The 22291-nt window shown below is 66.3% G+C and carries 20 protein-coding genes and 2 pseudogenes; 13 read left to right on the top strand and 9 right to left on the bottom strand.

Going from position 1 to position 22291, the window contains the following annotated elements; translation table 11 throughout:
* Positions 1-148: 148 nt before the first annotated feature.
* Positions 149-279, bottom strand: a pseudogene (locus tag D7006_RS13960) (short-chain dehydrogenase/reductase); the annotation flags it as partial.
* A 108-nt stretch (positions 280-387) separates the two neighbouring features.
* Here D7006_RS13960 and D7006_RS13965 point away from each other — a divergent pair.
* The 7 genes from D7006_RS13965 (at position 388) to D7006_RS13995 (ending at position 7202) form a co-directional block, all read left to right on the top strand.
* On the top strand, positions 388-1218 hold the full coding sequence (locus D7006_RS13965) for a universal stress protein (RefSeq protein ID WP_237353457.1): 831 nt from the start codon (positions 388-390) through the stop codon (positions 1216-1218).
* Between the two features lie 102 nt (positions 1219-1320).
* Positions 1321-4170: a monovalent cation/H+ antiporter subunit A gene (locus D7006_RS13970; protein ID WP_237353458.1), complete on the top strand. Its 2850-nt coding sequence runs from the start codon at positions 1321-1323 to the stop codon at positions 4168-4170.
* A gap of 3 nt (positions 4171-4173) precedes the next feature.
* Positions 4174-4524, top strand: coding sequence for a Na+/H+ antiporter subunit C (locus D7006_RS13975; protein ID WP_237353459.1), 351 nt, complete (start codon positions 4174-4176; stop codon positions 4522-4524).
* A complete protein-coding gene (locus tag D7006_RS13980) occupies positions 4521-6062 on the top strand; it encodes a monovalent cation/H+ antiporter subunit D (protein ID WP_237353460.1) in 1542 nt (513 codons plus the stop codon). The genes D7006_RS13975 and D7006_RS13980 overlap by 4 nt, the downstream gene beginning before the upstream one ends.
* A gap of 1 nt (position 6063) precedes the next feature.
* Positions 6064-6555, top strand: a complete 492-nt coding sequence (locus D7006_RS13985) for a Na+/H+ antiporter subunit E (RefSeq protein ID WP_237353461.1) — start codon at positions 6064-6066, stop codon at positions 6553-6555.
* The gene (locus D7006_RS13990; RefSeq protein WP_237353462.1) at positions 6552-6821 is read left to right on the top strand and encodes a K+/H+ antiporter subunit F; all 270 of its coding nucleotides are present in this window, start codon (positions 6552-6554) and stop codon (positions 6819-6821) included. Before D7006_RS13985 ends, D7006_RS13990 begins: the two co-directional genes overlap by 4 nt.
* 9 nt (positions 6822-6830) lie before the next feature.
* Entirely contained in the window at positions 6831-7202 is a 372-nt protein-coding gene (locus D7006_RS13995) for a Na+/H+ antiporter subunit G (RefSeq protein ID WP_237353463.1), read from the top strand.
* Between the two features lie 453 nt (positions 7203-7655).
* Here the strand turns inward: D7006_RS13995 and D7006_RS14000 are convergent, their stop codons facing one another.
* From D7006_RS14000 to D7006_RS14010, 3 genes are read right to left on the bottom strand one after another with little or no spacing between them, the layout of a single operon-like run.
* Positions 7656-8489, bottom strand: a complete 834-nt coding sequence (locus D7006_RS14000; protein WP_237353464.1) for a siderophore-interacting protein — start codon at positions 8487-8489, stop codon at positions 7656-7658.
* The gene (locus D7006_RS14005) at positions 8486-9427 is read right to left on the bottom strand and encodes an alpha/beta hydrolase (RefSeq protein ID WP_237353465.1); all 942 of its coding nucleotides are present in this window, start codon (positions 9425-9427) and stop codon (positions 8486-8488) included. The genes D7006_RS14000 and D7006_RS14005 overlap by 4 nt, the downstream gene beginning before the upstream one ends.
* A 2-nt stretch (positions 9428-9429) precedes the next feature.
* A complete protein-coding gene (locus D7006_RS14010) occupies positions 9430-11667 on the bottom strand; it encodes a TonB-dependent siderophore receptor (protein ID WP_237353466.1) in 2238 nt (745 codons plus the stop codon).
* A gap of 272 nt (positions 11668-11939) precedes the next feature.
* Here D7006_RS14010 and D7006_RS14015 point away from each other — a divergent pair, with 272 nt between their 5' ends.
* The 5 genes from D7006_RS14015 (at position 11940) to D7006_RS14035 (ending at position 16742) form a co-directional block, all read left to right on the top strand.
* On the top strand, positions 11940-12914 hold the full coding sequence (locus D7006_RS14015) for an AraC family transcriptional regulator (RefSeq protein ID WP_237353467.1): 975 nt from the start codon (positions 11940-11942) through the stop codon (positions 12912-12914).
* A 214-nt stretch (positions 12915-13128) separates the two neighbouring features.
* Positions 13129-14031, top strand: coding sequence for a siderophore ABC transporter substrate-binding protein (locus D7006_RS14020; protein ID WP_237353468.1), 903 nt, complete (start codon positions 13129-13131; stop codon positions 14029-14031).
* A 38-nt stretch (positions 14032-14069) separates the two neighbouring features.
* Positions 14070-15032 (top strand): ABC transporter permease, encoded by a 963-nt coding sequence (locus D7006_RS14025; protein WP_237353469.1) that lies wholly within the window; start codon positions 14070-14072, stop codon positions 15030-15032.
* Positions 15033-15093: 61 nt separating this feature from the next.
* Positions 15094-15987 (top strand): iron chelate uptake ABC transporter family permease subunit, encoded by an 894-nt coding sequence (locus D7006_RS14030; protein ID WP_237356915.1) that lies wholly within the window; start codon positions 15094-15096, stop codon positions 15985-15987.
* Complete coding sequence (locus tag D7006_RS14035; RefSeq protein WP_237353470.1) at positions 15984-16742, top strand: ABC transporter ATP-binding protein; 759 nt, start codon at positions 15984-15986, stop codon at positions 16740-16742. The genes D7006_RS14030 and D7006_RS14035 overlap by 4 nt, the downstream gene beginning before the upstream one ends.
* A 7-nt stretch (positions 16743-16749) precedes the next feature.
* On the opposite strand, the gene fes is transcribed toward D7006_RS14035, so the two are convergent.
* From fes to D7006_RS14055, 4 genes and pseudogenes are all read right to left on the bottom strand, one after another.
* On the bottom strand, positions 16750-18291 hold the full coding sequence (gene fes / locus D7006_RS14040) for an enterochelin esterase (RefSeq protein WP_237353471.1): 1542 nt from the start codon (positions 18289-18291) through the stop codon (positions 16750-16752).
* Positions 18292-18437: 146 nt separating this feature from the next.
* Positions 18438-19577 (bottom strand): TonB-dependent siderophore receptor, encoded by a 1140-nt coding sequence (locus D7006_RS14045; protein WP_237353472.1) that lies wholly within the window; start codon positions 19575-19577, stop codon positions 18438-18440.
* A 424-nt stretch (positions 19578-20001) separates the two neighbouring features.
* A pseudogene (locus tag D7006_RS25400) lies at positions 20002-20466 on the bottom strand (TonB-dependent receptor plug domain-containing protein); the annotation flags it as partial.
* A gap of 84 nt (positions 20467-20550) precedes the next feature.
* Positions 20551-20949 carry a hypothetical protein gene (locus D7006_RS14055; protein ID WP_237353473.1) on the bottom strand — a complete coding sequence of 133 codons (399 nt, stop codon included), beginning with the start codon at positions 20947-20949 and terminating at the stop codon, positions 20551-20553.
* Positions 20950-20967: 18 nt separating this feature from the next.
* Here D7006_RS14055 and D7006_RS14060 point away from each other — a divergent pair, with 18 nt between their 5' ends.
* Positions 20968-21525 carry an AraC family transcriptional regulator gene (locus tag D7006_RS14060; RefSeq protein ID WP_237353474.1) on the top strand — a complete coding sequence of 186 codons (558 nt, stop codon included), beginning with the start codon at positions 20968-20970 and terminating at the stop codon, positions 21523-21525.
* Between the two features lie 3 nt (positions 21526-21528).
* Here D7006_RS14060 and D7006_RS14065 read toward each other — a convergent pair whose 3' ends face one another.
* Positions 21529-22290, bottom strand: a complete 762-nt coding sequence (locus D7006_RS14065; protein WP_237353475.1) for a 2,3-dihydro-2,3-dihydroxybenzoate dehydrogenase — start codon at positions 22288-22290, stop codon at positions 21529-21531.
* Between the last annotated feature and the right edge of the window lies 1 nt (position 22291).

The raw sequence follows: 22291 nt of genomic DNA on the forward strand, positions 1-22291 counted from the left end.
GCTCCGCGGCTAATCGATAGGTCCAGAATTGGCTCAAAAGAATGTGCCAGATCCCCTCATAGCGTGAGCCAGCGACAGGAATAAGTTCTATATTACCTCAATCGATGAGCGTGACTTTGCCCCTTCTTGCCCCGCAGCAGGTGCCGCGAAGTTCATGCATCAGCGAGGTGTGAAGCCCTCAATCGCCTGCCTGCTGGCGGAGTCGGCCGCTGCCAGCGGCACGACGGCAGGCATCACGCTCGACCCGACATTCACGATCACACCGGAGCGCCGAATGCGGCGCGACCATGCGCGCGCCTCATTGACGTTACGTAATATGCTACGAACCGGAGCAGGCTGGGTGCGCACCGCGGCGCGCGACCGGCGGACGGCGGCGGAGGCGTTACGATGATGAGAAACCTGTTGCTTCTGCTCGGGGAAAGCCCCGCCGGCACGGTTGCCAACGCGTATGCGAGAGCGCTTGCCCGGCGCGGCGAGGTTTCCCTGACTGCACTTAGCGGGATCGATCTTTCCTACATCGAAGCCCCCATGCTGGGGACCATTGGGGCCGCCGCCTATCATGCGCGCATGGAAAGCGGCCTCCAGACTGAGGCCGAGCGTGCCAGCAATACCTTGACCGAGGCGTTCGCGCGGGATTGCGCGCGCGAAGGCATCCCCGCCACCCAGCTTGCCTTCAAGGGAGACCCCTTCGAGCAGGTCACAGCCGCAAGTGCGCTCTGCGATCTCGTCGTCACCGGCCACGACGTGACGTTCCGCGGCACCGGCAGCGAGCGCAATTCGGATACGCTGAGCCAGCTCCTCCACGCCGCGCCACGGCCCGTGCTGGTCTGCCCCGACGTGGCGCCGGCCGGCGGCGACGTGCTGGTGGCCTATGACGGCAGCCTCCCCGCCATGCGCGCGCTCCAGCTCTTCGTGCTGCTGGGGTGCTGGGCGGACCGCAGGATCACCGTCGTCTCGGTCGATACGCAGGGCGAGACGGCGGAACGCCTCGCGGCGGATGCTCAGACCTATCTCAGCCGGCATGGCTACGAGGTGTCGATCAGGCCGATCACCTCAGGCGCCCATCCCTCCGAGGTCATCGACAGGCATGTGGTGGACGGATTCGAGCTCCTGGTGATGGGCGCCTATGGGCGCCGCGGCCTCAGGGAGTTCATCTTCGGCTCCACCACGCAAACCGTCGTGGGCCTGCCGAAAACCTGTGTCTTCCTGTATCACTGAGGCGGGGGCGGTCACCTCCGCCGCCGGCACTTCCCGGCGGCTCCGCGGGGGCTTCGGCCTCATCCACCTGACATCCCGCAGGCGAGACGAGACCTCGACCGCATGACACTCCTTCTCGTTGTTCTCGTGCCGTTTTTCGGCGCGCTGCTGCCGCCGCTGGTCATCCGCTCGGGCCGCAACACCTGTGCGATGGCGACAGGGGCCGTCACGCTGCTGGCTCTCGCACTGCTTATGAGCCACGCGCCGGCCGTGTTCTTGGGCGAGGTTCCGAAAGCGGAAATACCATGGGTACCGGCCATTGGCCTGTCTTTCTCGGTGTTCGCGGACGGGCTCGGCTTCTTCTTCGCCGCGATGATCCTCACCATCGGCCTCCTCGTCATCATCTATGCGCGCTATTACCTGTCGCGCGAGGATCCCATGGGCCGCTTCTTCACCTATCTGCTCCTGTTCCAGGGGGCGATGGTGGGAGTGGTGCTGTCGGACAACGTCATCGCGCTGCTCGTCTTCTGGGAGATGACGAGCCTCACCTCCTTCCTGCTCATCGGCTTCTGGCGCAAGCGCGCCGACGCGCGGCAGGGCGCGCGCATGGCTCTGGTGGTGACAGGCGGCGGCGGCCTCGCGCTCATCGCCGGGTTGCTGCTGGTGGCGGAAGCCGCAGGCTCCTACCAGTTGTCGGAAATCCTGGTGCGGGGCGACATCGTGCGCGCCTCCCCGCTCTACCTGCCGGCGCTGCTGCTGGTGCTCCTGGGGGCCTTCACCAAGTCGGCCCAGTTCCCGTTCCATTTCTGGCTGCCCCACGCCATGGCGGCGCCGACCCCGGTCTCGGCCTATCTGCACTCCGCCACCATGGTGAAGGCAGGCGTGTTCCTGCTCGCGCGCCTGTGGCCGGTGCTCGCCGGCACGGACGTCTGGTTCCTGATCGTTGCCCCGGTGGGCCTTGCCACCATGCTGATCGGCGCGGTGATCGCCCTGTTCAAGGATGATCTGAAGGCGCTGCTGGCCTTCTCCACCGTGAGCCATCTGGGCCTCATGACCATGCTGCTCGGCTTCGGCACACCCATGGCAGCGGTGGCGGCGGTGTTCCATATCGTCAACCACGCCACCTTCAAGGCCGCCCTGTTCATGAGCGCCGGCATCGTGGATCACGAGACGGGCACGCGCGACATCCGGCGTCTCGGTGGGCTCGTGTGGCTGATGCCCGTCACGGGCACGCTGGCGCTGCTGGCGTCCGCCTCCATGGCCGGCGTGCCGCTGTTCAACGGCTTCCTGTCCAAGGAGATGATGCTGGAGGAGGCCGCCCACACCGCCTATCTCGGCCTCGACTTCCTGTTCCCCGTGCTGGCGACGGTGGCCGCGCTGTTCTCGGTGGCCTATTCGGCTCGCTTCGCCATCGGCACCTTCCTGGGCAAGGCGCGGCACGATTATCCCCACCAGCCACACGATCCGCCGGTGGGCATGTGGCTGCCCGTGGCCGTGCTGGTGGTGCCGGTCATCGCCATCGGCATCCTGCCCGGCGTCGTCGCGGGCCCGCTGGTGGCGCTGACCGCCGGCGCGGTGATCGGCGGCCCGCTGCCGGAGTATCATCTCGCTTTGTGGCACGGCATCACCCCCGCTTTGGTCATGAGCCTTGCCGCTTTCGCCGGCGCCGCGCTGCTCCTGCTCGGTTTCGGCCGCGCCGATGCGCTGCGCCTCCGCCTGCCGCGCCCGGATGCCAAGGCCATGTTCGAGACGGCCAGCGCCGGGCTGGTCGTCGCCAGCCGCCGCGCCGTGGCGGCGGTCCATGACGGATCGCTGCCGCGCTATGCCGGCGTGATCCTCGCCACGCTGGTGGCGGTCGGCGGCTACGGTTTCTGGAGCGCGACGCATGCGGCCGGAACCCGGCCGCTGCTGCCGGTGAGCCTGCCGGCCGCGACCGCCTTCCTTGCCCTGCTGCTCGCCAGCGGCATGGTTCTGCTGCGCCATGGCGACCGGCTCACCGCGCTGATCCTCACCGGCGTGGTGGGCGTCATCGTGGCCCTCGCCTTCCTCCAGTTTTCCGCGCCCGATCTCGCCTTGACGCAGATTTCCGTGGACGTGGTGACGACCATCCTGATGCTGCTTGCCCTCAACCTTCTGCCGAAGACGACGCCGCCTGAGGAAAGCCGTGCCGTGCGGTGGCGCGACGGTCTCCTGGCAGGGCTCGCGGGCCTCGGCGTCGCCGCTCTCGCCTATGGCGTGATGACCCGGGACGGCACCTCCATCTCGGACTATTACCTCGCCGAATCCAAACCCGGCGGCGGCGGCACGAACGTCGTCAACGTGATCCTGGTGGACTTCCGCGGCTACGATACCTTTGCCGAGATCATCGTGCTCGGCATCGCCGCCCTCGCCATCTATGCGCTGCTGGACCCGGCCCTGAAAGGCGCCGCCGTGCGCCGGATCAAGGCGATGCTGCCGCACGAGGAGGCGATGGACGCCCATCCCCTGCTTCTCGTTATGGCGACCCGCGTGCTGCTGCCGCTGTCGCTGGTGGTGGGCACCTACATCTTCCTGCGCGGTCACAACGAGCCGGGCGGCGGCTTCATCGCCGGCCTCGTGGTGGCCATCGCCCTGATCATGCAATACATCGCCTCCGGCTATGGCTGGGCGGCGGAGCGCATGCGGGTGGATGCGCAATCCTACATCGGCGCGGGCGTCGCCATCGCCGGCCTCACGGGCGTGGCGGCCTTCCTGTTCGGGCGGCCCTTCCTCACCTCCACCTTCGGCTATCTGACGTGGCCTGTGGTGGGCAAGTTCGAGGTCGCGTCCGCCATGGCGTTCGATCTCGGCGTGTTCCTCACCGTGGTGGGCGTGATGGTGCTGTCGCTGGCCCAGCTCTCCCGCGTCGCACGGCGGATCGATCCCGCCCCGCACAATCCGGAGCCCATGGATGTCCGGCTGGAGCCCGCCGCCTCCCGGGCGCGGGAGGGCTGAGCCATGGAGCTGCTTCTCGCCGCCGGCATCGGCATCCTCACCGCCGTCGGGCTCTATCTGGTGTTCCGAGCGCACACGTTCCCGGTGATCCTCGGCCTCACCTTCCTGTCCTACGCGGTGAACCTCTTCCTGTTCGCCATGGGCCGGCTCGCCATCGATCGGCCGCCGGTGATCGTGCCCGATGCGGCCGCCTACACCGACCCGCTGCCGCAGGCGCTGGTGCTCACCGCCATCGTCATCTCCTTCGGCATGACCGCCTTGATCGTCGTCCTGGCGCTGCGCGGCTTCCTGGAGACCGGCTCCGACAGCTCCCACCTCGACGCGCCGCGCGGCGGCAAGGGAGATGCGTCGTGACGCCCGCCATCTCCGCCCTCGACCACGCCATCATCCTGCCGGTGCTGCTGCCCGCGCTCACCGCCGCCTTTCTCGTGCTCGCGCTGCGCCATCACCTGCGTCGCGAGCGCATCGTCTCTCTCGCGGCAACCGGGCTGTTGCTTGCCCTCGCAATAGTCCTGTTCGCGCTCGCCTCCGATGGGACGGTCCGCGCCTACCGGCTCGGCGACTGGCCGGCGCCCTACGGGATCACCCTGGTGCTGGACCGGCTCTCGGCGACGATGCTGCTCCTCACCGCCGTTCTCGCCGGCTGCGTGCTGATCTATGCGGCCGGCGGGGTGGATGGGCGCGGACGGCATTTCCACCCGCTGTTCCAGTTCCAGCTCATGGGCATCAACGGCGCCTTCCTCACCGGCGACGTGTTCAACCTGTTCGTGTTCTTCGAGGTGATGCTGATCGCCTCATACGGCCTGATGTTGCACGGCGGCGGCCCCGGTCGGCTGAAGGCCGGATTCCAGTATGTCGCGATCAACCTGCTCGCTTCCGCCGTCTTCCTGGTGGGCGTCGGCCTGATCTATGCCGTCACCGGCACGCTCAACATGGCCGACCTCGCGGTGAAGGTGCCGCAGGTTGCGCCGGCCGATGCCGCCTTGCTGAAGACGGGCGCACTGCTGCTCTTCCTCGTCTTCGCCACTAAGGCCGCGCTGGTGCCGCTGCACTGGTGGCTGCCGGCCACCTATGCCGGCACGTCCGCGCCAGCCGCCGCTTTGTTCATGATCATGACCAAGGTCGGCGCCTACGCCATCATCCGCGTCTATGGCCTGGTCTTCGGGGCCGGTGCCGGGCCCCTTGCGCTGGCGGCGGCCCCCTTTGTGATGCCCGCCGCGCTGGCGACGCTGGTGGTGGGGACGATCGGGCTCGTGGGGAGCCGGAAGCTGCGCGATCTCAGCGCCTTCGCGGTCATCGCATCCATGGGCACGCTGCTCATCGCCGTGGGCTTGTTCGATGTCGAGGGTCTGTCTGCCGGCCTCTATTATCTCGTGCACTCGACGCTGGCCGGGGCGGCGCTCTTCCTCATCGCCGGCATCGTGCAGGAGCAGCGCGGCGCCGCAAGCGACCGGCTGATCCCGGCCCCCGCCATGGGCGGGGAGACGCTGCTCGGCGGGCTCTTCTTCCTCGCCGCCATCGCCCTCGTGGGCCTGCCGCCGCTGTCCGGCTTCATCGGCAAGGTGATGATCCTCCAAGCCGTGCGCACCTGTGCCATCTGGCCCTGGATCTGGGCTGCCATCCTCGGCGCAAGCCTCTTGATGACCTTCGGATTTGCCCGGGCGGGCTCGGTGCTGTTCTGGGCCAGCGGGCCGGTCTCGGAGCGAAAGCCCCTGCCAGCGCTGCCGGGGCTTGCGGCAGTGGTGCTCCTGCTCGCGGCCATCGTCGGATGGGCGCTCGCGGCAGGGCCGGCCACGCAGGCGCTCAGCCTTGCCGCCCGGCAGGCCCTCGACCGCAATTCCTACATCGAGGCCGTGCTGCTGCCCGGCGCGCCCGCCGCATCGGAGAAGTGACATGCGCGCGCGGCTTCTCCCCCATCCCTTGCTGACGTTGCTCCTCATCCTCGTCTTCATCTTCCTGATGAACGAAGCGACGCCGGGCGTGGTGGTGCTCGGCATCGTCCTCGGCATCGTCATCCCGCTCCTCACCGCGCCGTTCTGGCCCGGCCGGCCCATGCTGAAGGCGCCGCTGACGATCGCGAGCTACGTGCTGATCGTGCTGTGGGACATCGTTCGATCCAACATCGAGGTCGCGGGGATCATCCTGTTCCGGCCGGCCGACAGGCTGCGCACCCGCTATGTGACCGTGCCCCTCGACATCGTGACGCCGGAGGCCATCGCCGTCCTCGCCGGCACCATCACCATGACACCGGGCACCGTGAGCGCCGACCTCAGTGCGGACGGCAGGGCCCTTCTGGTGCACTGCCTCGACGCAGGCGACCCCGAAGGCGCCGTCGCCGCCATAAAGGCGCGCTACGAAAGCCGGCTGAAGAGGATCTTCGAATGATCACCATCGCCATCGCCATCGCGGCGGGCGCCATCTGCCTGGCCCTCGGCCTCACCCTGTACCGGCTGGTGGTCGGTCCCGATGCCACCGACCGGGTGCTGGCGCTGGACACGCTGGTGATCGAGGCCATCGCGCTGATCGTGCTGATCGGCATCGCCTACGGCACAGGCATGTATTTCGAGGCGGCGCTGCTGTTCGCCATGGTCGGCTTCGTCACCACCGTGGCCTTCTGCAAGTTCCTGCTGCGCGGCAACGTGATCGAATAGGAGGGGCGCATGAACCCGGTCATCGAGGCTGTCGTCGCCGCGCTCATTCTGGTCGGCGCTTTCTTTCTGCTCGTGGGCGCACTCGGCCTCGCCCGCCTGCCGAACATGATGTCCCGCCTGCACGGGCCGACCAAGGCGACCACGCTGGGCATCGGCTCCCTGCTGATCGCCTCCATCGTCTATTTCACCGCGACACGGGGCAGCTTCTCCGTTCACGAACTGCTTATCACCCTGTTTCTTTTCCTAACCGCTCCCGTCAGCGCGCAGATGCTGGCGAAGGCCCATCTCCTGCGCAGTCGGGAGGAGCAGAGCCGTGTGACCCCAACCGGCCGGCCGGCGGATTGGGCGACGCTCGCAAAAGGTACCCACGACGCCTCGTAGGGGCGGGCGACTTGCTGTGAGCTTCGGGCGACTGGTGTGCCTCCATAGCGCGCCATCACCTGCCCCCTAAGCTCGGCGCGAATTGGGGGCGTGATATTCCATGTGACGGGATCGAAATCGGCTTCGGTGCGGACCCGGGCCCAAACGCAAAAGGGCCGCCTTGCGGCGACCCTTTTGAGACCTTGAAACCAAGGATTTGGTTGCGGGGGCGCGCAACCATCTCAACTTGCTGTTCCGATCCGCGGCATAGTGACGTCGTGCGGAACTTCATGTCCGCGCCCTCTACCGCCATCGGCATAAGGTGGAACCTGTTCGCCACTCAAGAACTGGCGCAATATCGCCACCCGGAACGCCCGATGCGGGCATACCTTTTTCTCCACTCGCACATCGTCGCAGACGTCATCTCCTAGCATATATAACGTGTCCTGAGCCAATCAGTGCTCGGGCATGGTTTCAGGGGCGGGCGACCTGATCAAAATCACGATCGTGACGGTGCGCGGCATCGTAGGCGGTTTCGGAGAGCCCTCGCTTCCAGTAGCCGATCGCCACCAGGGCGGCCTGAGGCATCCCGCGGTCCCTGACGAGATGCGATCGAATGGTTCGCACCGACGCGGATTCGGCTGCGATCCAGGCTGAACAGCCGGTGTCGCAAGGCCGGTCCAGCGCAACGACCGCATCGGCGAGCAGGCGCGTGGTTCCCGGCGCCGCGCCGCGCCGCATGAGCCAGGCAACCTCCATCCCAGCAGGCTTTTGCAGCGGCAGGCAATCCTCCTCGTCGTCCACCTCGATGAAGCAGGCGCCCCGTGCACGGCCAGGCAGGCGTTCGAGAATGCTCGCGATCGATGGCAGTCCGCAGTCATCGCCGACGAGCAGATGAAAGTCCGCATCCGGCAGGATCCGTCCGCCGGGGCCGCCGACGCCCACCAGATCGCCGGGACGGGCGCGGCGAGCAAACTGCGCAGCCGGTCCGTCGCCCCCGTGGCAAGCGAAATCCACCGTCAGTTCGCCCCTGTCTGCATCGAACCGACGGGCCGAAAACGTCCGAACGGCAGGACGTCGCCCGTCCGCCGGCCAAATGGGGTGACCATCGCGATCCGCCAGCGGCCATTCGGGTGGGGAAAGACCAGCTGGCGGAATGAGCAGCTTTATGTTGGGGCCATCGCCGAACCCCTCGATCTCCGCGCCGCCGAGCACGATGCGGCGCATACGCCGCGCGACCTGTTCCGTGCGCAGCACCTCCAGCACCCGGATGCCGCGATAGCGCGCGGCGCGACCCTTCGCCGTCAACGGCGCCCCTCGCCTGCCGGCACCGGGCCGAGAAAGGCAGCAAGGCCCATAAGGAGGGCGTAGGGCGCAGCGGACGTATGCGTCTGGCCGGGAATAACGAACAAGGTCACGTCCAGCGGTGCGCCCGGCAAGGCGGCAAGTTCGGCAGCGAGATCGCGGGCGCTGTCCACCATCCGCCGCTCGGCGAGCTTGCGGGCCAAGGCTTCGGAATCCTCCCGATCGCGAAGGGCGGGATGGAGGTCCTGCTCATAGGCACCGACGGTGATGAGGACACGGCGGGGCGGCTTCGGTAGCCGCCCCGCGAGCCCATCCGCCTCCTTGAGCACCGCGCCATCCGCCCACCACAGGGAGGGGCTCGCGGCGACATACGTGGAGAAGGCAGCCGGACGCGTGAACAGTACATGCAACGTGAACAGGCCACCGAAGGAATGGCCGATCAGGGCTTGCCGGGAGGGGTCAACCCTGAAGGCACCAGCGATGACCGGCTTGAGTTCGTCCTCGATAAAGGCAAGGAAGGCGTCCGCACCCCCCGTGCCTTCGGGTGTGAGATAGGTCCACGATCCCTTCTGCGGCGTCGCCTTCACCGAGGTGAGGTCGAGCGCACGCCGCGTCATGTTGATAGGCGCGTCGCCGGGATAGCCGATGGCGACCATCAGGGCCGGCTCCATCAATCCACCCTGGGCGCGGGTCTGTGTGCGGACGATGTCGGCGAGGGTGCCGGCGACCGAATTGCCGTCCAGCACGTAGGCCACGGGATAGCCGGCGGTGGGCGGCGGCTCCTTCGGCACCGCGATGAAGATGCGATACGGCAGGCCGGCCTTGGAAATGAGGGTGCGTTCCTCGAGGCCCGGGATCGCCACCGGGTCCGCCGCGACGGAAAGACCCGGTATCAATGCAAGGCCTGCGGCAAGCGCGAGGGGAGCGAGGGTCTTCAGCATGGTCAGTAGGTCGCGCTCACTTTCAGCCAGTAGCCGCGCGGCTCGCCGTAGAAATTGAAAAGGGCCGTCGATCCGACGCGGGTGTAGTAGACTTCGTCGAAGAGATTGGTGGCGGTGAGGGTCGCCTTCCAGTTCTCGTTGAATTTGTAGCCCAGTTGCGCGTCCACCACCGTGTAACCGTCCTCCGTGAGGGTCACGCCGCCGGACTTGGTGTAGAAGCTGGAGAGGATCTTGATGCCGCCCGCCACATGCCAGCCCTTCAGGGTGGGGTCCTGGAACTCGTACTTGGTCCACAGATTGTAGTTGTGCTTCGGCGTATAGGTGCTGAAGCCCGCTTTCAGCTGGGCCGGCGTGGCGGTGAGATATTCCGTCTCGGTGTAGGTATAGCCGGCATAGATCTCCCAGCCCGGCGCCAGCTTGCCGCTGACTTCCGCCTCCCAGCCCAAGACCTGCACCTCTCCCGAGGCGACGTAGACATTCGCAACATCGGTTGCGAGCGCGCGGTTGTTGTCGCGAATGAGGAACATGGCCGCCGAAGCATTGAGAGCCCCGTCGAAGAAGGAGCCCTTCAGCCCCGCCTCATACTGGTAGCCTTGGCGTGGCGGCAGCACGTCGCCGGCGGCGTTCAGCTCGGTCTGGGGCACGAAGGTGGTGGTGTAGCTGCCATAGGCCGAAACCTCCTTGGTGAGATCCACCACGAAGCCGGCATAGGGCAGGAATTCGTTGTCGACATCCACGGAACTCGTGGTGCGCGTGAGGCTGCCGCCGGTTGCGGTGGTCACGTTCGAGGTCGCGTCGTACCAGGACAACCGCCCGCCGAGGATGATGTGCACCTGCTCGATGGGGTTGATCTTGGCCTGGCCATAGACGCCGTACTGGGTGGGGTCGGTCACGCTCTCCCGATTGTAGAGTGTGACAGGCTCGAGCACCGCATAGGGATTGAAATTATAGATGTTGTAGGTGCCGGGCAGCGTGGTCGAGGTGGGCGAGAGCTGGGTCTGGTCCACGCTGCGGAAGTCGGCGCCCACCGTGATGTTATGCTCCTGGCCAAAGGCCTGGACCGGCGTTGCCACATGGGCATCCCCGGAGAGGGAAGTCTCCCACACCTTCGCCGCCGTGTATTGCATGGTGAAATTGCCGAGCGTCGCGGGATTGATGCTCACGGCGGACCGGCCATAGGCGTATTTGTAATCGATGTAGCGGTCCGAATAGCGCAGAGAGGCCTTGGCCTCGCCGCCGTCGGCGAGGTCGTGCTTCAACTCGGCGAGATAGTCCGTGGTCTCATTGTCGAAGCGGTTCCACAAGCCGCCCACGAAGGTCGAGCGCGGCACGTCGAGCAGTTTGCCCTCGCCATTCCCAAGATTGATGGCCGGCAGCCCGTTGAAGGGCAGCATCTCGCGCTCCTGGTGCCAGGCATAGAGCGAGAGGGTGGTGTCGTCGGTGATGTCGAAGGCGAGGGTGCCGTAGCCGACCCAGACCTGATTCTGGTTGTAGTCGACGAAGCTGTCGCGGTCCTGGAAGGCGCCGCCGATGCGCGCGCGCACCGTGCCCTTCTCGTTGAGCTTGCCGCCCGCGTCCACCTCGGCGCGCACGAAGTCCCACGAGCCGTAGCTGACGTCGGAATTGAGGAAATATTTGTCGAGGGCCGGCTTCAGCGTGCCGTTGATGACGCCGCCCGGCCCTCCGTTGCCGCCGCCGGCGCTGCCGTAGAAGAGACCGGCCGGCCCCTTCAGCACGTCGAGGCGGTCGAAGATGAAGAGGTCCGGCTGGGTGCCGAGGATGGAGGAGAGCGGTGCCGGCAGGTTATTCACCAACAACGTGTCGATCTCGAAGCCGCGGGAGAAGATGGAGGAGCGGCCCTGGTCGTTGGCGAGAATCACCATGCCGGTGGTGCGGCGCATGGCGTCTTCAAGTTGGGTGAAGTTCTGGTCATCGATGCGCTGGCGCGTCACCGTGGAAATGGACTGGGGGATTTCCCGCACCGGCGTCGGCGCACCGACGCCCACGGTTGTTTCGGAGGCCGTGTAGGTGTCCTTGCCCTCGGTATAGACCCCCGCCTGCCCGCTCTCGGCGTCCACCGACACCGTGCCGATAAAGGTCTCCGGCTCCACCGTCTGCGCAAGTGCCGGAACCGCCGCCAGAGCCGAGACTACCACACCGGAAATCAGCGCCGCTCCGGCGCGGCGTGCAGGCAGTTCGGGCGCAACCGCACCTTTGTTCGAAAGTCGAAAACGACGCATCACAATCCCCGCCTGATACCCATAAGCCAAGACAAACCATGCGGGAACGGAGTCTTGCCTAAATTGGCCGTAGGGTCCTTTGCGGGATGATGCAAATCTTTTGAGCGCTCGCCTAAAGAATGGAACTGATAGAGCTTCAGGCTCACGAATTCTCACTGATTGGAATGATAATAAATCAATCCTTTCTGGCCCCGGTTGACAGGCGCGGGTGAGGCGCGCCCATTTGGACCATGAGCGATCCTTCACCGCATCGACGCCTGCAGGGGCGGCCGGTGGCCCCGCCGATGGGCGAGGACCAACTGGTGAGCTGCGCCCAGATCGCCGCCTTGTCGCGCCTCGCCGGCACCGCCTTTTCCGTGACGGCGCCGCAGTCCGTAGCCAACGTGCCGGTGCTGCGCGGCAGCTATGTGATGACCGCGCTGCGCAGCGGCGTCGTCGTTCACGCCACCGACACCTGGGATCTGCACGACCTGACAAGCCAAGTGGTGCATTCCGAGGGCATTACGCTGAGCCTGTTTCTGGAAGGCCATGCGGACGTGTCGCTTGGCGGACGGCCGTTCCGCTTTGGTCGGGCGGCTGGCGGCGATGCGGCGGTGCTGGTGCGCACCCAGCCGGACCTGTTCATCCGCAAGGGCCGGCGCGGACTGCACGTGCGCAAGGTGAATATCACCGTTCCTGCCGAATGGCTCGCCGCCGCGGAGGCGGACAGGATGGATCGGCAGGGGCAGATGCGCCGCATCACCGGCGACCACCTCGCCAACGTGCGCTGGACCGCCTCCGCCCGGCTCGCCGCTATCGCCGAGCAGATTCTGCTGGCGCCGCCCTATGCTCCATTCCTGCGCGATCTCTATTTGGAGAGCCGGGCGATGGAATTGCTGTTCGAGGCCTTCTCCATGATCGGGGACGGAGCGGTCGAGTCAGAACGCCCGCGGCCTCGGCTCAAGCAGCGCATGTGGCACGTGCAGGATTATCTGGAAGCACGCCTCGGCGAGGGGCTCAGCCTGGAGCAGGTGGCGCAGGAGGCCGGCATGAGCGTCACCAGCCTGCAGCGCGCCTTCCGCAGCGTCTTCGGAAGCACCGTGTTCGAATACGTCAGGAAGCGCCGGCTGGAGCGGGCACGCGATGCGCTGGTGGCGGAAGGCATCTCCGTGACCGAAGCCGCGACCATTGCTGGCTACACCTCCTCCGCCAATTTTTCGACCGCCTTCAAGCGCGCCTTCGGCGTGCCACCCAAATCCATGCGGTGATGCCGGTGCCTGGCCTTACACCCGGCGCGGCAAAGGGCTGCGGCACAAGTCGCCTGCACCCGGATGTGCATTCTCTAGAATAAATGCTAAAAGTTTCAAATATATATGGATCTTTGAGTAATCGTCAAAAACATTTGCGGGAACGGCGCGCGTATCCATGTCAGCTCTTGTTCGCAGGTCAAATTCGTTTGGCTTCGCCCGCCTGGCGTGGCTGTTGCTGACGATCGTCGGCGCGACGCCGCTGCTGGCGCCGGCGGTCCAGGCGGCCGATGTCATCGTGGAACACGCGCGCGGCAAGACGGCAGTCAACGCGCCTCCGCAAAGAACCATCGTCTTCGACATCGGTGCGCTCGATACGCTCCACGCGCTGGGGGCTGCGGTCGTCGGCGTGCCTGGCTCCAATCTTCCCGACTACCTTGGGACGTATCGTGACCGCCGCTACGCGAAGGTCGGCACCCTGTTCGAACCCGATTACGAGGCCGTGAACGCGGCAGAGCCGGATCTCATCATCGTAGGGCCGCGTTCGGCCGCGAAATATGCAGACTTGTCGCGTCTCGCGCCCACCGTCGACCTCACCGTGCCCGCAGACCGCTTCGTGTCGGGCACGCGGGCTCAGGTTGAACTCCTGGGCCGTCTCTATGGCAAGGAGGGGGAGGCCTCCGCGCTGACGGCACGGCTCGATGCTGCCATCGGACGGGTCAAGGCTGTGGCTTCCAAGGCCGGCACCGTCCTGCTGGTGATGGTCAACGGCGGCAAGCTCACAGCCTTCGGTGCCGGCTCGCGCTTCGGCTGGCTCTACGACGAGTTGGGGCTGAGGCCCATCGCCAAGAGCGCCGCTGCATCCGCCCATGGCGAGGTCGTGTCCTTCGAATACATCCTCAAGACGGACCCGGATTGGCTTCTGGTGCTCGACCGCGATGCGGCGACCGGCCATGCGGGCATGGCAGCGCGTGCCGTGATGGACAACGAGATCATCGCCGCCACCCACGCCGCGCGCAACGGCCGCATCCTCTATTTGGACCCGGTCCGTTGGTACATCGTCGGCAACGGCGGCGCTGCTTTGCCGACCATTGTCGAGACACTCGCCTCCGCCTTCGAGGCGAAGCAGGGTCAGTAGACATGCTGCCCCGCGAGGGATCTCCCGGCGCCGCGCGCATGTTCTCGCCACCATTCGCCGGCGCACTCGCCGGTCTCGTGGCGCTGGCCGGGGTGAGCGTGCTCGTCGGGGTCGGCGTGACACCGCTGGCGCTGTTCACGGGTGAGGCGGGACACGGTCTGCTGGTGCTGGCGGCGAGCCGTATCCCCCGCACGCTGGCACTGGTGTTCGCCGGCCTCGCCATGGGCGTCTGCGCGGCGCTCATGCAGATGATGTTCCGCAACCGCTTCGTGGAGCCGACCACGGCCGGGACAGCGCAGGCGGCGACGCTTGGCCTCCTCGTCGCCACCATCGCCGCGCCGGACTGGCCGCCGCTTGCGAAGATGGCGGTGGCAACCGCCTTCGCCCTCGTCGCCACCTTGCTCTTTCTCAAGATCATCGCCCGCGTGGCCTTCCGCGGCGCGGTGCTGGTGCCACTGGTGGGGCTGATGCTCGGCGGGGTCATCGACGCCCTCTCCGTCTTCATCGCCTATCGCTATGATCTTCTGCAGGCGCTGGGGGCGTGGACGACAGGAAATTTCTCCGGCGTGCTGCGGGGGCGCTATGAACTGCTCTGGCTCACGGTTGTGCTGGCGGGCATCGCCTATGCCACTGCCGATCGCTTCACCGCCGCTGGGTTGGGGGATGCCTTCGCCACCAATCTCGGCCTCGATTACCGGCGCATCGTCGCCATGGGCCTCGCCATCGTCGCCCTCGCCACCGCCGCCTGCATCGCCACGGCCGGAACCGTCCCCTTCCTCGGCCTGATCGTCGCCAATCTGGTGGCCCTGGCGCTCGGCGACAATCTTCGCCGGACGCTGCCTTGGATCGCTCTGTCCGGAGCGGCCTTCCTGCTGGCCTGCGATATCGTCGGGCGGCTGGTGCGCTATCCCTACGAAATTCCGGTGGGTACCGTGGCCGGCGTCGCGGGCAGCGCGCTGTTTCTCTATCTTCTCCTCAGGCGGCGGCTGCGCCTTGGCTGAGGCAGGACACACCCGGGCACGCAATGTGCTCCTTCTCCTCGGCTTCGTTGCGCTGCTGGCGATGGCGAGCTTCATGACCGTGGGCGCACGCGGAAACTGGGGCTTCGTTCTCACTCTGCGCGGCGGCAAGCTGGCGGGGCTGGTGCTGGTGGGCATTGCGGTCGCGGTGTCCACGGTGCTGTTCCAGACACTCACGGAAAACCGCATTCTCACGCCTGCCGTGATGGGCTTCGACGCCCTGTATGTGACGCTGCAGACGCTCGCTGTGTTCGGGCTCGGTGGAGGCGCCGCGACGGCGCTCGATCCCCGCCTTCGCTTTTTCGCGGAGGCGGTGCTTCTGACCGCTGCGGTGCTCGCCCTGTTCCGCTGGCTGTTCGACGGGCGTCGGGGGCTTCATCTAGTGGTGCTGTCCGGCCTCGTCTTCGGGGTGCTGTGCCGCGGGCTCGCCAATCTCCTCCAGCGCATCCTGGACCCGAATGAGTTCTCGGTGCTCCAGTCCATGATGTTCACCCGCTTCAACATGGTGGACACGAACCTGCTGCCGGTGGCCGCCCTGATTATCCTCGCCGCCTGCGTCGTGGCAGTGCGGCTCGTGCCGGTGCTTGACGTGCTCGCGCTGGGGCGCGACGCGGCGATCAGCCTGGGCGTGGACCACGGCCGCATGGTGAAGCTCCTCATCGTGCTGGTGGCGCTGCTGGTGTCCGTGTCCACGGCGCTGGTCGGGCCGGTGATGTTCTTCGGACTGCTGGTCTCGAACTTCGCCTACATCGCCCTGGGCACTGACCGCCACCGCTACACCCTGCCGGCCGCCGCCCTGATCGCCATCGCCTGCCTTGCCGCCGGCCAGACCGTGCTGGAGCGCGTGCTGGGCTATGACGCGGCCCTGAGCGTGGTCATTGAGTTCGGCGGCGGCATCGTCTTCATCCTGCTACTGCTGCGCGGGGCGCGTGCATGATCAAGGTCGCCAACGTCTCCAAATCCTATGGCACCACGCGTGTGCTCGACGATGTGAGCCTGAGCCTGCCGAAGGGCGGCCTCACCGCCCTCATCGGGCCGAACGGCGCCGGCAAGTCCACCCTCCTCTCCATCATGGCCCGCCTGCTCTCACCCGATGCGGGGACTGTGCACGTGGATGGGCTGGACGTCTTCGCGACCCCCGGCGCGGTTCTGGCCCGCCGGCTCGCCATCCTGAAGCAAAACAACCAGATCACGCCGCGCCTTACGGTGGCCGAGCTGGTCGCCTTCGGCCGCTTCCCCTATTCCCGGGGCCGCCTTACGCGCGAGGACGCCGAGCGGGTTTCCGACGCCATCGCCTATGTGGACCTGTCTGCGGTGCAGGACCGTCTCATCGACGAACTGTCCGGCGGGCAGAGGCAACGCGCCTTCATCGCCATGGTGCTCGCGCAGGATCCCGCCTGCCTGCTGCTGGACGAGCCGCTGAACAATCTCGACATGAAACATGCCGCGGCGATCATGCGCCTGCTGCGCCGCGCCGCTGACGATCTCGGCAAGACGGTGGTGGTGGTGATCCACGACATCAATTTCGCGTCGTGCCACGCGGACCGGATCGTCGCCATGAAGGAGGGGCGGTTGATCCTCCAGGAGGCTCCCGCGGCCGTCATGCGCCCGGAGGTCCTGCGAGCCGTCTACGACATGGACATTGCCGTGCACGAGATCGCGGGCACGCGCCTCGCGGCCTATTATCGATAGTCTCGCCCTAGAGACGCGGCAGGAGCGCGAGCAGGGCATCGGCGAGGGCACCGCGCCAGACCAGATAATCGTGCCCGCCGGCATATTCAAGGTAACTCACGTCATATCCCTTCGCCCGCAGCACATCGCGCAGGTGGCGCGATGTCTCCAGAATGCCGGGCGTATCCTCGTGTGCCGCCTCGAACAGGCCGGCGGTCAGGTGAAAGCGCACGGCGCGAACCGGCTCCGTCGCAACCTGCTCGGCCACATGCTCCGGAGCGTCCGCGGGCGCGCTGTCCGGATGCCACCAGAACGACCCGGACAAGGCGATGGCGTTGCCGAAGCGGTCTGGATGGCGCAGCGCGACCGTCGCGGCCGCGAGCCCGCCATAGCTCGATCCCGCGAGGATGGTGCGCACGGCTGGGATGTTCGCCCCGGTCCGGGACCGGACGAGAGGGAGGACCTCGCCCGCCATGTAATCAGCGAAGGCGTCATTGCCCGGAAGTTCCCGGCTGCGTGTCGGCGGATCGATTTCGGAGACGAAGACGGCGACCACAGGCGGAAGCCGTCCCTCAGCGATGAGATTGTCGAGGATGGTCGGGGTCGGCACCTTGGTGAGATAGGCGCGGGCGTCGAACACAATGAGCAACACGTTGCGCGGGTCCTTCGGATCAAAGCCCGGCGGGGTGTAGATCGTGATCGTGCGGGTGTTGCCGAGGCGCCGGCTCGCAATCCGAACCTCCGAAAGGGCACCGTGGGGGACATTCCTCGGGGTCAGGCCGGGCTGGACCGGAGCCCCGGGCAGTTCCAGCGTCGAATCCTGATTGTAGGCGTCCGGGGCGTCGGCGGGCCAGGGCGCGTGGTTCAGCGGGTCGGCTGCGGCCGTGGCCAGCAGAGCCATGCGGCGTTCCCGCCGGCTGCCGGGAAGGTCCGGCACGTCCGGCGCCAGCTTGTAGGACAGGCGGGTGTCGGGAGGAACCCGAAAGCTCTCGAACCAGACATCGCTGTCGCCAAGCCGCTGCAACCATTCATGGTCGCCGGAGGGAGCGCCGACGAGGCGGACGTTGGTGCGGGCGCCCCGCGCGAGGAAAGTGAGGATGACGTCGCCGTCTCCACCCGGCTCGACCAGGGGCGTGCCGCGCTGCCTCACCTCCTCCCAGAATGTCTGCGTCGTCCCGCCGCGTGCGATCTCTGCCGAGAGTGCGGCCATCCTCGGGCTCATCAGCGAGGAGGCCGGCGCCGTCTGTTGACCGGGGGCAAGCCGCATCGTGATCTCGAGCGACGCCATCCCGGCGGCGCGGGCCGTTGCCACCAACCGCAGGCCGGTCTGCGGCACCATGAACTGGAAGGTCGCCACCCCCTCGGCATCGCTGGCGAGCCGCCTGAGGTGACGGCCGTCGGCGAAGATGAGGTCGAGGTCGAAGCGACCCGCCTTCACCTTCAACTGGCCCCGGACATAGTCGCCCGGATGCGCATCCAGCGCGAGGATGGCGCTGCTGCCGACCGGCATCTCCGGCAGGTCGACACGCCCACCACCCGCGAGACGCGCGGATGCCAAAGGCCGATCCATCGCAGTCCCCTGCGCCGCTGCGCGCAGCGGCGCAGGGGCAAACGCCAGTATGGCCAACGCGAACAGGATGCGAGCCGCGCAAAGAACGGGGCGCGCACAAAGCCCGCTCCATTCTGTCGGCCCGCCCCCACATGATGCAGTGCTCCTCACCAATTGTATTTCACGCTCCCGGTCACTGAGAGACCCTCCCCGTAGAAGCACGCATAGGCATTGGCGCAGGAGGCCACATAGGTCAGGTCGCCGATATTCTTGGCATTGACCTGCAACTGGGCCCCCTTCATCCGGGCGTCGAGCACGCCGAGGTCATACTTCAGCATGGCATCGAACAGGGTATAGGCCGGCACCTCGAAGGTGTTGGCATTGTTGCCCCAGCTGGTGCCGATGTAGCGCACGCCTCCGCCCACCTCCAGCCCGCGCAGGGTGCCGCTGTCGAAGGCGTAGGTGGCCCACAGCGACGCCGTGTTCTGCGGGATGCGCGAGGGGGTCTTGCCCAGCTCGCTCGCCACGCCGGTCTCCGTGATGGTGCTGTCGATATAGGAATAGGCGGCGATAAGTGAGATGTTCTTGTTCACCTCGGTGCGGGCGGAGAATTCGAAGCCGCGATTGTGGACCTCGCCGATCTGCTGATAGACATAGGCGCCATAAGCCGGGACATAGATGTTCTGCACCACGTTCTGCTGCCAGATGTCGTAGAAGGCTGCGGTGAGCAGGGTGCGGGTGCCTTCCGGCGCATACTTCACGCCCACCTCGAACTGCTGCGCGGTGGTCGGCTTGAACGGCGCCTCGCCGGAGGGCGGCGCATAGATCGCCGGCTCGAACGAGGTGGAATAGCTCGCATAGGGCGCGATGCCGTTCGAGAAGGTGTAAAGGGCGCCGACCCGATAGGTGAAGGCGCTGTCATTGTAGCCCACCGCGCTCGGGCTCACATATTCGGTGATGGACGTATCGGCCCAGTCCTCGCGGATGCCGGCGATCAGGTGCAGGTCGCCGATCTTGACCTGATCCTGAAGGTAGAGGCCGAGCTGGCCCGCGGACATTTCCTGGTCCGAATAGGGGCTGAGCACCAGATTGGAGAAATTATAGCCGTAGATGGGGTTGGTGAGGCTGATGGTGGGCACGTCCGACCAGTTGTAGCCCCAGTTGTACTCGCGCGAGCGGAAGCGATAGTCGAGGCCGGCGAGGATGGTGTGTTCCGCGGGACCGGTGGAAAGCTTGAACTCGGCCTGATTGTCGTTGGTGAAAGTGCCCCAGGTATCGCCGCCGCCGGAAGCCGTGCGGTGAACCACGGTGTTGGCCCCCGTCTTTGGAGTAGCCATAGCCCTTGATGGGCCACACCGTGCCGGCCGCATCGAGGAAGTTGCGGTAGCCGAAGTCCGGTTCGTACTCGAAGCCGGAAAGAATGGTGAGGGTCGTGTCGGCGCTGGGCGCCCAGGTCAGCGAGGGGGCGATGGCGATGCCCTGCTGCTTGGCAAAATTCTCCTGCAGATTGGTGGAAAGGCCGGTTCCGACGATGCGGAAGGCCAGGGTGTCGCTGCCGACGATGCGGTCGGAGAAGTCGAACGAGCCCTGGAACATCATGTTGTTGCCGATGGTCAGTTCCACCTCGCGCAGGGGATGGTCGAAGATCGGCTTCTTGCTGACCATGTTGATGATGCCGCCGGGATTGACCTGGCCATAAAGCACCGACGAGGGACCGGCGAGCAGTTCGACCCGCTCGAGCAGGTAAGGGTAGATCTTGGCATAGTCGGCGTCACCGCCCAGCAGCATGCCGTCGAGATAGCGCGGCACATAGGCGAAGCCACGGACGATAACCTCGTCGCGCACGTTCGAGGCGCCGCGATACTCCGAGAACACACCGGGCGTGTACCGCAGGGCCTCGGCGACCGACTCGACCTGCTGGTCTTCCATCTGCTGCCGCGGCACCACGGAGATGGATTGCGGGGTCTCCGCGATGGGCGTGTCCGTCTTGGTGCCGCTCAGGCTCTGGCGCGCGACATAGCCCTGCACCGGGCCGTCGCCGCGCTCATCGAGGGCGTCGACATTCACCGTTCCCAGCGCGACAGCGGGGCTCTCCTGCGCCTGAGCGGCGCTGACCGCCAGCAGGCTGACAGCACCAAGGAGACCGGCGTGAAAAGCCGTGCGAGAACCGAAAGCGGATCGGCAATGAAAGACCATGGTCCAAGCCCCTGAAAACACGTCACGCGCGCCCCTTCGCGTGAGAAACCTTGACGCAGCACCACATGTATAAGATTTAGTATTTCATGCGTCGACGTCAGTGGTCGTTGCGCGAGCAGAAAAGATTTTCGCAAAAACGGCATGCGGGCAGCGCGAACTGCATGTCTTGAATCTTAGGAATTCTAAAGTGCGGTCTTGAGAATGGATATCCCACAGCATTTGTTCGTCGGAACCGTCGACGGGGAGCCAAATTGCGCACCCGACACAACGGTTTATGAGATTTGGCCGAAATTCGTCGTGATGGTGCTGCTGCAGGGAGCCCAGCATTTCGTCATCGATGACGCGCCATTCCGGATCGACGCCGGCTGCGGCGACGATGCGCGTCCGGTTGTCTTCCTGCTCAATGTTGCCCGATTTGCCCGTCTGCGATTCGAGAACGACAGCACCATTCCCTTGCGGAAGATTATGATCTCGGCCCCCCATCCCTGGATGGATTGGCTCATGCGGACCCGCGGAAACGGCAGCTCTGCGCTGCACGATTTCCTGTCGACGCATCTGGCCCAGCTGAGCTTTCCCGTCAGCGTCCACATCCGGCAACTCGCGGAGCAGATCCTCCAGCCGCCGCCGTCCATGGAAGGGGAAGTGCGCGCGCTCTACCGCAACTCGCGGGCCCTCGACATCATGTGCCTCGCCTGCGTCGCCATGTCCGAACGTTCGGAGGAGGAACGGCCCCGGCCTCAGCTGGTGAGCCGACGGCGCAGCGAGCGGGTGCGCGATTATGTGCTGGAGAATCTCGACAAGAGCCTGACCATCGAGGAGATCGCCGCGGAAGTGGGGGCCAGCGTCTCCTCAGTGCAGCGGCACTTCAAGGAACACTTCCAGATGACCGTGTTCGAGTTCATTCGCCGCGAGCGGCTGGCGCAGGCTTGTGCCTCTCTGGAGCGCGAGGGCGTCACCATCGCTCAAGCCGCCTATTCGGCCGGATATGCCGACCCTTCCAACTTCACGGTGGCCTTCAAGAAGGTCTATGGCGTGCCGCCCAAGTTCAAGCGTCGGTAGGCATCAGCCGCGCAGGGTCGCCCCGCCATCCACATAGAGGTCGGCCATGGTGATGTGGCCGGCCCGATCGGAGGCGAGGAAAACCACCGCGTCCGCCACGTCCTGTGGCGTCGCGAGCTTGCCGAGCGGAATCCCGGCCTTGAAGGTTTGCGGCGAGCCGGCGATGACGGCTGCGGCGCCTTCCGGACCGGCCCACATGCCGGTCTGCATCGGCGTCAGGGTCGATCCGGGGGCGACGATGTTGCAGCGGATGCCATGCGGCGCCAGTTCCAGCCCGAGGCAGCGGGTGAACATGGTGGCGGCGGCCTTGGAGGCGGCATAGGCAGCCATGGCATGGCGCGGCACGCCTGCGGCATTCGAGCTGACCACCACGATGACCCCTTCCCCGCGTGGCGCCATGCGCCGACCCAACGCACGGCCCAGGTGGAACACCCCATCCACGTTCACGGCAAAGACGCGGCGCCAGTCGGCGTCGGACATCTGCGTCACCAGTCCCGTGGCCAGGATGCCGGCGACGCTGATGCCGGCATGGATCGGGCCGAGCCGCTTCTCCACCTCCGCCACCAGGGCTTCGGTGGCGGCGGAATCCGCAACGTCGAGCGCCATGGGGTGCAGGCGATCGGAGGGCGAAAGTCTTGAAATATCAACGTCTGTCGCCACAACCCGCGCGCCTTCTGCGAGGAAGGCCTCGGCCACGGCGCGGCCGATGCCACCTGAGGCGCCGGTGACGAGGACGAGCCTGCCTTCAAGGCCGGATGAACGCATC

Source organism: Xanthobacter sp. YC-JY1 (assembly GCF_021730305.1).
GTDB classification, from domain to species: domain Bacteria; phylum Pseudomonadota; class Alphaproteobacteria; order Rhizobiales; family Xanthobacteraceae; genus Xanthobacter; species Xanthobacter flavus.

Coding starts and splice junctions, on each gene's coding strand:
- D7006_RS14010 (WP_237353466.1), bottom strand. CDS start 11,667: ATGCGTCGTTTTCGACTTTCGAACAAAGGTGCGGTTGCGCCCGAACTG.
- D7006_RS14030 (WP_237356915.1), top strand. CDS start 15,094: ATGGCGAGCTTCATGACCGTGGGCGCACGCGGAAACTGGGGCTTCGTT.
- D7006_RS13995 (WP_237353463.1), top strand. CDS start 6,831: ATGAACCCGGTCATCGAGGCTGTCGTCGCCGCGCTCATTCTGGTCGGC.
- D7006_RS14025 (WP_237353469.1), top strand. CDS start 14,070: ATGTTCTCGCCACCATTCGCCGGCGCACTCGCCGGTCTCGTGGCGCTG.
- D7006_RS14035 (WP_237353470.1), top strand. CDS start 15,984: ATGATCAAGGTCGCCAACGTCTCCAAATCCTATGGCACCACGCGTGTG.
- D7006_RS14060 (WP_237353474.1), top strand. CDS start 20,968: ATGCGGACCCGCGGAAACGGCAGCTCTGCGCTGCACGATTTCCTGTCG.
- D7006_RS14065 (WP_237353475.1), bottom strand. CDS start 22,290: ATGCGTTCATCCGGCCTTGAAGGCAGGCTCGTCCTCGTCACCGGCGCC.
- D7006_RS13965 (WP_237353457.1), top strand. CDS start 388: ATGATGAGAAACCTGTTGCTTCTGCTCGGGGAAAGCCCCGCCGGCACG.
- D7006_RS13975 (WP_237353459.1), top strand. CDS start 4,174: ATGGAGCTGCTTCTCGCCGCCGGCATCGGCATCCTCACCGCCGTCGGG.
- D7006_RS13990 (WP_237353462.1), top strand. CDS start 6,552: ATGATCACCATCGCCATCGCCATCGCGGCGGGCGCCATCTGCCTGGCC.
- D7006_RS14055 (WP_237353473.1), bottom strand. CDS start 20,949: ATGGGGGGCCGAGATCATAATCTTCCGCAAGGGAATGGTGCTGTCGTT.
- D7006_RS13985 (WP_237353461.1), top strand. CDS start 6,064: ATGCGCGCGCGGCTTCTCCCCCATCCCTTGCTGACGTTGCTCCTCATC.
- fes (WP_237353471.1), bottom strand. CDS start 18,291: ATGGATCGGCCTTTGGCATCCGCGCGTCTCGCGGGTGGTGGGCGTGTC.
- D7006_RS14005 (WP_237353465.1), bottom strand. CDS start 9,427: ATGCTGAAGACCCTCGCTCCCCTCGCGCTTGCCGCAGGCCTTGCATTG.
- D7006_RS13970 (WP_237353458.1), top strand. CDS start 1,321: ATGACACTCCTTCTCGTTGTTCTCGTGCCGTTTTTCGGCGCGCTGCTG.